Origin of the sequence: Alteromonas sp. AO-Serp, from assembly GCF_017849675.1 — a bacterium.
GTDB lineage: Bacteria > Pseudomonadota > Gammaproteobacteria > Enterobacterales > Alteromonadaceae > Alteromonas > Alteromonas macleodii.
This window is the reverse complement of the sequence record NZ_JAFLMX010000261.1, coordinates 1-8,698: the sequence shown is the minus strand read 5'-3', so window position 1 is coordinate 8,698 and position 8,698 is coordinate 1. Positions and strand designations below refer to the sequence as shown.

Annotated in this window: 5 protein-coding genes; 3 read left to right on the top strand and 2 right to left on the bottom strand. The window is 46.2% G+C overall.

Annotated features, from left to right (window positions below; all coding sequences use genetic code 11):
- The 3 genes from rlmD to mazG form a co-directional block, all read left to right on the top strand.
- A partial coding sequence (rlmD, locus tag QVA83_RS17295; RefSeq protein WP_287498742.1) for a 23S rRNA (uracil(1939)-C(5))-methyltransferase RlmD occupies positions 1-1,446 on the top strand: 1,446 nt, incomplete at its 5' end.
- A gap of 12 nt (positions 1,447-1,458) precedes the next feature.
- The gene (gene relA, locus QVA83_RS17290) at positions 1,459-3,642 is read left to right on the top strand and encodes a GTP diphosphokinase (protein ID WP_156077920.1); all 2,184 of its coding nucleotides are present in this window, start codon (positions 1,459-1,461) and stop codon (positions 3,640-3,642) included.
- The gene (gene mazG, locus QVA83_RS17285) at positions 3,620-4,570 is read left to right on the top strand and encodes a nucleoside triphosphate pyrophosphohydrolase (RefSeq protein WP_156077921.1); all 951 of its coding nucleotides are present in this window, start codon (positions 3,620-3,622) and stop codon (positions 4,568-4,570) included. Before relA ends, mazG begins: the two co-directional genes overlap by 23 nt.
- A gap of 91 nt (positions 4,571-4,661) precedes the next feature.
- On the opposite strand, the gene QVA83_RS17280 is transcribed toward mazG, so the two are convergent.
- Together QVA83_RS17280 and QVA83_RS17275 are read right to left on the bottom strand one after the other, a co-directional pair.
- Positions 4,662-5,870: a PepSY-associated TM helix domain-containing protein gene (locus QVA83_RS17280; protein ID WP_156077922.1), complete on the bottom strand. Its 1,209-nt coding sequence runs from the start codon at positions 5,868-5,870 to the stop codon at positions 4,662-4,664.
- A gap of 185 nt (positions 5,871-6,055) precedes the next feature.
- Entirely contained in the window at positions 6,056-8,212 is a 2,157-nt protein-coding gene (locus QVA83_RS17275) for a TonB-dependent siderophore receptor (RefSeq protein WP_156077923.1), read from the bottom strand.
- Positions 8,213-8,698 lie beyond the last annotated feature (486 nt).

Below are 8,698 nucleotides of genomic sequence, written 5' to 3'. Positions count from 1 at the left end.
AAACAATCTCGTAGCAAGCAAAAAGGCAAAACGTCGCTTACTGAGCGTGGCGCTTCAAAAAAAGGGAATGCCAGAGCCAACGCGCAGGTCGCAGGACTTCGATTTGGGAAAAGCAAAAAAGCAGCGGATACCAGTGAATGTCAAAAGCCTAACACGGTCACCATTGAAGATTTGGACTGGATGGGCAATGGCGTAGTGCGCGGCAATCCGATGGTATTTGTTGAAGGTGCCCTTGTAGGAGAAACCTGCGACATAGAGGTGCTATCTAGCAAAAAGAAAGTCATTAACGCCAGGGCGACAAACATTCATTCGCCAAGTGATGAAAGACAAGCGCCTTTTTGCCCAGTGTTTGATGCATGTGGTGGGTGTCAGCTACAGCACATAAAGCCTGACGCTGCCCTTGAGCAACGTGACCGTGCTCTTAAAGTGATGATGGAACGCCAGCTTTCAATGAAGCCAAATGTTTGGCAAGCACCTTTAGCAGGGCCTCGCCCTCAATATCGCAGGAAAGCAAGACTGGCTATAGATGCCCGCAACCCCAATCAAATTAAGTTGGGCTTTCGTGAAGCAAATAGCAGTAACGTTATCAATGTAGAAACCTGCCCAATACTGGTCGACCCGCTATCTAGACTTATTGGCCCTTTACGAGATGCGCTTACAGGGTTCGAGTCAGCGCGTCATATTGGGCATATCAGCCTTATTGCAGGCGACAACACCTCACATCTTGTTATTAAACACACCAAAGCCCTTGAAGCTGAGCTTATTGATGCAGTGAGCGAATTGATGAACACGAGTTCATCAGTTGATGCCTACGGTATTGAATTAAAGCTTGAAAATAAGCAGGGGCAAATTCGCAGTGTGGGCCGTGGTACTGATATGGTGATGAACACGGTAAATGCCTGCTCAATTTCACCTAGTGCTAACGACTTTATACAAATTAATAAAGTGGTTAACGAAAAAATGGTTAATCAGGCAATAGGATGGCTAAACCCAAAGCCCAACGAACGTATCGCTGATTGGTTTAGCGGGCTGGGCAATTTTACTTTACCTATTGCTAAGTTAGGTGCAAAGGTTCAGGCGGTAGAAGGTGTGGCAGAGATGGTGCGCCGCGCCAAAGACAATGCACAGCAACAGGGCATTGAAAATGTAGAGTGGCTGCATTTAGATTTGGCTGATAAGACCAACGTCGAGGCTTCATTACAGCTGGGCTTTGATAAGGTACTACTCGACCCCTCAAGAGAAGGGGCGTTGACCGTTTGTCATGCGCTTGTAAAAGCACTACCAAAAACGATAGTGTATGTTTCTTGCAACCCAAGTACGTTTTCTAGAGACGCGAAGGTGTTGATAGAGGGAGGTTATGAAATGGAAAAAGCGGGCGTAGCAGAAATGTTCCCCTTCACCCATCACATGGAAATGATGGCCTTGTTTACGCGAAAGCAGCAGTAACGAGTAAAGGATATGGTATCGACAAGAAAGGTCCACCAAGCCGACCGACCACCCTTTGAAGCGTGGTTAGACAGCCTTGAGTTAAGTGCAGAAACAAAAGAAAAACTAAGTGCAGTGTCATCTATTCCAGAGCGACTGTTGGTTGGTCAGGAAATGGTTGAGATTTTGTGTCAGCTCAATATGGATGACGCAACGCTTCAGGCAGCCTTGGTTTTTCCATATTGCGAACAGCACGCCTTAAGTGAAGACGATATTTATGAAGAATTCGGCGGGGAAATACGCGACCTGATCGTTGGCGTGCGCCGAATGGATGCCATCAAGTCGTTACATGCGCGTAAAGTAAAAGGCTCTGGCTTTGCAGAAAAGTCGGACGAACAGCACATCGACAGTATTCGCCGTATGCTGCTGGCGATGGTAGAAGACGTGCGTGCCGTTGTGATCAAAATGGCAGAACGCATTTGTGCATTGCAACAGGTTAAAAAAGCCGACGAGGAAACCCGCGTTATGGTGGCCCGCGAATGCGCTAGCATCTATGCGCCACTGGCAAACCGTTTGGGCATTGGTCAGTTAAAGTGGGAGCTTGAAGACCTTGCGTTTCGCTATCTACATCCCATCACCTACAAACAAATAGCTCATCAGCTTGACGGCAAGCGCAGAGAGCGCGCCGAGTACATAGAAACCATAGTAGGCGACTTGCAGGGCTTGCTTGATAGCGAAGAAATTCGCGCAGAGGTTTACGGCCGTCCTAAGCACATATTCAGCATTTGGAAAAAAATGCAGAAAAAGCGCCTTACGTTTGAGCAGCTTTTTGATATTCGTGCGGTGCGTATTATTGCCGAGCGACTTCAAGACTGTTACGCCGCGCTTGGTACGGTTCACGCCAGCTATAAGCACCTACCGAACGAATTCGACGACTACATTGCAACCCCAAAACCTAACGGTTACCAGTCTATTCACACGGTTATCGTGGGGCCTGAAGGGAAGTCGGTAGAGATTCAAATTCGCACGCAGAAAATGCATCAGGATGCAGAGCTGGGTGTGGCAGCTCACTGGAAATATAAAGAGGGCAGTACGGGCAAGCAGTCAGGCTATGACGAGCGTATAAACTGGCTTCGTCGCATATTAGCGTGGCAAGAGGAAGTGGCCGAATCTGGCGATTTAGTTGAAGAACTTCGCAGCCAGGTGTTTGACGATAGGGTGTACGTGTTCACACCCAAAGGCGATGTTATTGACCTTCCCCAAGGCGCTACACCGCTTGATTTTGCTTACTATATTCACAGCAATGTGGGACATCGCTGCATTGGCGCAAAAGTGAATGGGCGAATAGTGCCTTTCACTTATTTACTGCAAAGTGGCGATCAGATAGAAGTACTTACCGGAAAAGAGCCAAACCCAAGCCGCGACTGGATGCACCCAGGTCTTGGCTATGTGCATTCATCACGGGCGCGTGCCACTATCCATTCCTTCTTTAAAAAGCAGGACAGAGACAAAAACCTTGCTGCCGGTAAAGAGCTGCTAGAACGCGAACTTCAGCGTGCCCACTTACCTGCCAAAGTACCCAATGAAGCATTTGAGAAGTTTAACTTACAAACCCTCGATGACTTGTACACTGCGGTAGGTGCCGGTGATGTGCGCGTTATGCAGGTGATTAATTTTATTCATCATTTGCAGGAGCCCTCAGCCCCAGAACCCGAAATTAGCCCTAAGGTTAAAACGCGCAAAACTGCTGCCGGGACGGGCAAAAAAGATGCAGTGGTAGTGCAGGGCGTGGGTCACTTAATGAGCCAGCTGGCGAACTGCTGTAAGCCGGTACCAGGCGAAGCAATTTTAGGCTATATCACACAAGGCCGTGGTGTAAGCGTTCATAAAGAAAGCTGCGACCAGCTGCAACACTTGTTGTCACAACACCCTGAGCGTCAGATAGAAGTGAATTGGTCACAAGAGCTTAAAGTGGGCTTTGAGACAGGCATAGATATATTCTGTCACGATAGAACTGGCCTGTTGCGAGATATTACTACGGTATTGGCGAATGAAAACGTGCCGCTTTTAGGCGTGAACAGCCTAAGTGATAAAAATAGACAGACGGCGCTTATCACCATTTCGATAGAGGTGCACGATCTCGACACCGTATCAAAAGTGTTAACCCGATTGCGACAGCTTAAAGGCGTGACTGATGCAAAACGCAAACAAAGCTAAGCTTAGTGAAACGCAGCGGCTGCTTGACATTATGGCGCAGCTGCGCGACCCGCAATCTGGGTGCCCGTGGGATGTAAAACAAACCATGGAAAGCCTAACTCGCTACACCATAGAAGAAGCCTACGAAGTGGCTGATGCTATTGCCACAGGTGATATGCATGACATTAAAGATGAGTTGGGTGATTTGCTGTTTCAAGTGGTGTTCTACGCACAGATAGCCAGTGAATCTAGCGCATTTACTTTTGACGATGTGGCGCAAAGCATTAGTGATAAGCTCGTGCGTCGCCACCCTCATGTGTTTGCGAACGCGCTTGCATCTGAGGGCGTTGGTGACACAAATGAAAACGTCAAGGTCGAACGTACCCTATTGAGTGACAGTGCTTTAAACGCGCAGTGGGATGCTATCAAAGCCCAAGAAAAGCAGCTTAAAAAGCAGCGTTTAAAGCAAGACAACGAAGCAATAGAAAACAGTATTTTAGATAATGTGCCTAAAGGTATGCCGGCACTTATGTACGCGCAAAAGCTGCAGAAAGCCTGTGCAAAGGTAGGATTTGATTGGCCTGATGCCGCACCTGTCATAGATAAAGTGCGTGAGGAAGTGGAAGAGATTCAGCAAGAGCTGGATTTCAAACAGCGAGCACAGGGGGCTTTGAATACTGGTGTTTCGCCTTTAAACAGTGGCGTGCCCGACAACCAACAAGCCATTGAAGAAGAGATTGGCGATGCGCTTTTTGCCATGGTTAATCTGGCAAGACATTGCAAGGTAGATGCTGATACCGCACTTAGAAACGCCAGTAACAAGTTTGCCAACCGTTTTAAAGGCGTAGAGCGCTTAGCGGCTGAACAGGGCGACAAGCTCGACGCATTGACGCTTGATGAAATGGAAGCGCTGTGGCAGCAGGTCAAGCAGTCGTCTAACACTAAATAATTGTACATCGCAGCATACTAAAAGTCTGCTTAGACTGATAACGTGAATGCCGCGCTGGTGCAGAGGTATGTGAGTCTTCAGTTAGAACGAATTACAAATACCGCTGCAGCCAAAAGACAAAATAGACTAGTGCCAGAAGTAAGATGGGCAGCGTTCGCTTTTGTGTTTTGGTTAGAGCAGATGATTTCGTACGCTTCCATGTCATCATCACCCCCGTTGCAGAAAGCGTTGTTAAACCAACACCAAATACAAACCAAATTAACTTAGTCAAAAGCCCACCGAAGTATCCAAAGTGCAGCGGGTCTGCGTATTCATTGAGGTAGTTAGTCCAGGCCATACTTTTGGGCTCTTGTACGCCAACAATACGCTGATTGGTTATATCAATATCTACTTTATGCGCGCGCTCACGTAGTAAAGGGTTATTGCCTATACCTGTGAATCGCAGTGCTGCTGCGTCTGAGGTAGGAAATAGTACACCGGTGATCTGCCAGTCCTCAATGGCTTGCGATGCCTTCTGAAACGCACTGGAAAACTGCGTGGTTGATACAGGGTTAACTTGCTCATAATTTGAAATGACGGTGGCCTTAGGTGGGCGAGGTTCAAATCGATTGCCTGCAACTGCGGCACCGAATTCAAATAAATACCACCAACTGGTTATGACAATGACAATGAAAAACCAGAGGCTCCACAGCCCAAGCAGTTTATGAAGGTCGCTCAGTAGTATTCTTGGGCCTTGGTTTAGGCGGAGACGGGTAATGGCGGTTTTCCAGTTTCGGGTTGTTTTTAGGCCCGTATACAGCGAGATAGCAAGAATGAATGCGAAAAAGGTAACCGTTGGTAAGCCAAGATAATTAGGCATAAACAGATAGCGGTGAAAGTCTCGGAAGAACCGCTGAATCGTTAAAATAGGAATATCGCCTGTCACTTCATAGGTGTACTGATCCACGTGGATAAAGCGGTCATGACCATCGGGGAATTCTGCTCTGACACGGTAGGTGAAATTATCATGTCCCATGGTCGAGATGGATTTTATCTTTGCTTGTTCTGCATAGTTAAGCGTAGCCTCATAGATACTGTTCCACTTAACAATTTCATCATCGGCGCTGTCTAGATCGCTAGGAGGCGTATTAAACGTGCGCATTTCCTCAAACACAAGCCAATCAATTTCATTGGATACCGTAGCAATAGTGCCCGTTGCAACAATAATAAAAAGCACAAGTGAGAGCTGAAAACCTACCCACGCGTGCAAGTTGTATAGCTTCTTTAGGTACTTTCTTTGCGCGGTTTTATCGTTAGTCATGAAATACTTGTGTAAGGTAAAAGACAATCCCTGCATGGTGCAGGGAACATAGTAAAAAGCATGGCGTATAATTGAAAGAAAGAAGGGCTAAGCGCAAGAATTTAACTTAAAAGCGCTGCTTATAAACAGAACTCTAAGCAGAGTTTATGCGCATAGCCAATCCCGAATTTTAAAAAACGCAGTGTCTACCACTTGTAGGTGAATTCTACAAAACCGTTTCTTGGGTTTCCGGGGAAGTGACCTGTGCGCTCAATAAAGCCTGATTCGGCATACTCTTTATCAAATAGGTTATCTATTCTAAATAGTACGCTGTAGTTGTCTACTTCCCAAGTTATCGACGCATCTGCAATGAAATATGACTTCACGTTCTGACCAGACAGGCTCAGTTGGTCGTCAACATAGTTTCCACCAAAGGCAAAGGCGAGATTCCACTCAGGTATTTGGTAACGCGTCCAGAAACCAAATTGATTCTGAGGCGCATTAGCGAAGCGGTCGCCGACACTATTACTAATACCGCCACCGCCATTATCTGCGGTGATTCTTGCGTCGTTGTAGCCATAAGCTACGCTCAAGATCCAATTTGGCGTTATGTCAGTGATAACCTCAACTTCGAATCCGTCACTGGTCACCTCACCCACGGGCGCGACATTATCAATGCCATCGCCTTCAGGGTCTTCGCCGGTAGACTGGAGGAGGTTTTGCCTAGTGATTTGATACACGGCCAATCGCAGTAAGGTGGTTTCATCGAACAGCTCTGCATTCACACCACCTTCAATAATATCTCCGGTCGTTGGTTCAAACGGTCCACCCGCCTGAACTTGCTGATTACTTACCGACTGTGGTTCGTATGAATCTGCCCATTGACCATAAAGTGAAATATTAGCGCTAATTTTATAAATACCACCAACCCTGAAGCTTACGTTTGAATCGTCGAAAATGGCACTAGACGTTTCATCTTCAAACTGGTCGTAGCGCAAACCAGCAACAAAGGTAAACTGCTCCCAAGCGAGTTCATTCAGTACATAGGCACCGTTTCGCGTTTGCTCGGTTGTGCTCAATGGTCTGAATTGTACATTGTAGTTTTCAGACTGCGTTATACCGTAGTTAGGGTTAGTAAGCGTTAGTGGAATGATATCTGATTCAAGTGAAGTCCCGCTTAGATAACGAAGAACGAAATCCTGCTGAAAAGCCGCAGCACCTAAAAGCGCGTCCTCTTTTCCTTTATAAAGGTCAATGCCGAACGCCGTTCTATGGTCTGCACCCAACCACTCACCTGAATATACAAAGTTGGCGCCAAAGCTAAGTTGCTCTTGTTCGCGTAACTGATCTCTAAATTCACGGCCGACAAGGTCTATGTTCCCATCTCCATCGCTATCAATAAGAGCACGTGGCTCATGGTAGTTCTGCTCTTGTTCATTATCTATGTAGCGCAAACGTGTATTGTAGCTTACTGCATCGTTAAGCTGTCCTTCTAGAGAGAGCTGAACAGAGTCAGAGCGCAAATTTAGGAAGTCACTGGCTTCATTATGATTCCAGTCTGGATTTGTGAGAAAGTTACCGCTGTCGTCGACGGGCACTCCGCGCAGTCGATTAGCGCCCAAATCCTGTGAGTAATGAGTGTACTGAAGCGTTAGTAGGTGGCCTTGAAGGTCGTATGTATAGCCAGAATCGAAGATAAATACTTCACTGTCGCTGTTGTCTCGATAAGTATCTTGCTGCTCATAAAAAACACCTGCACGGGCGTTTTGGTCGTCATTAATTGCCCCATTTATTTCTGCTGAGCCTCCAAAGCGAGCATGTGATCCAGCAATTATTCTAGCGTTGGCGTCGAATTCTGACGTAGGTTTTTTTGTGACGTAGTTGAACAAGCCACCTGGCGCTCCCGGCCCATAGAGCATTCCGGCAGGGCCCTTTAAAAAGTCTACGCGCTCGATATTAAATAGTTGAGGTACGTTAAAACCTACATAAGGGTCTCCGCGTAAGCCATCGAAGAAGATTTCCTCTTGTCTGAACCCCCTGGCGGTTACACCGGCATAGCTAAATTGGCTAACACCAGCAATGTTACGATAAATATCTTTTGCATTGCGCGCACCCTGATCGCGTATCAAGCTTTCGTTGATTGTAGTGATTTGTTGGGTCGAATTAAGTGGGTCAACACTTAACTTACCTGTAGATGAGTTACCATTGCGATATAGATTGATCGCTCTACTAGTCACTACCACACGCTCTACTTGGTCGGATTTCGCGGGTAATATTTCACGTGTATCCGAAGAGGTTTCAATGTCTTGTGATAAAGCAGGGGAGGTCAACGAAGCAGCTATTAACGCGGCTAAATATTTCATTGCAAAAAAATCCAAGTGTTGTGTGATAAAAGGAGCGTGATGAAAAGCCAATACTTTAGTATAAATGATAACAGTTTTTATTATCGTTTATCTATAGTTGTATGCCATTTGTCGTGTTGTAATCAATATCAGTAAGCGAGAGTTATGGTGTGCAGCAACGTAGATGGATAGGTGTCAATTCGCATCAAAGTAAATTAGACCAATGTAGATGGAAACTTCATTATTTTGGCGTATGGTTATAGAGTAGGTTTGATTTACGACAAGGCAATGTAGATCCACTTTATCTAATATCTGAGTATAAATTTGGCATATTGGAAGGGTGTGTCGCTGGTGTTAAGTCATGACACTTACCAAGGAGTTGGACTGAATTGGGCGTTGGTATTTCATGAAAAAAGTACTGTATTTATCACTCGGGTTGTTTTTTACCCTTCTAGGTATTATTGGCGCATTCTTGCCGGTAATGCCAACAACTGTTTTTTTGATAGG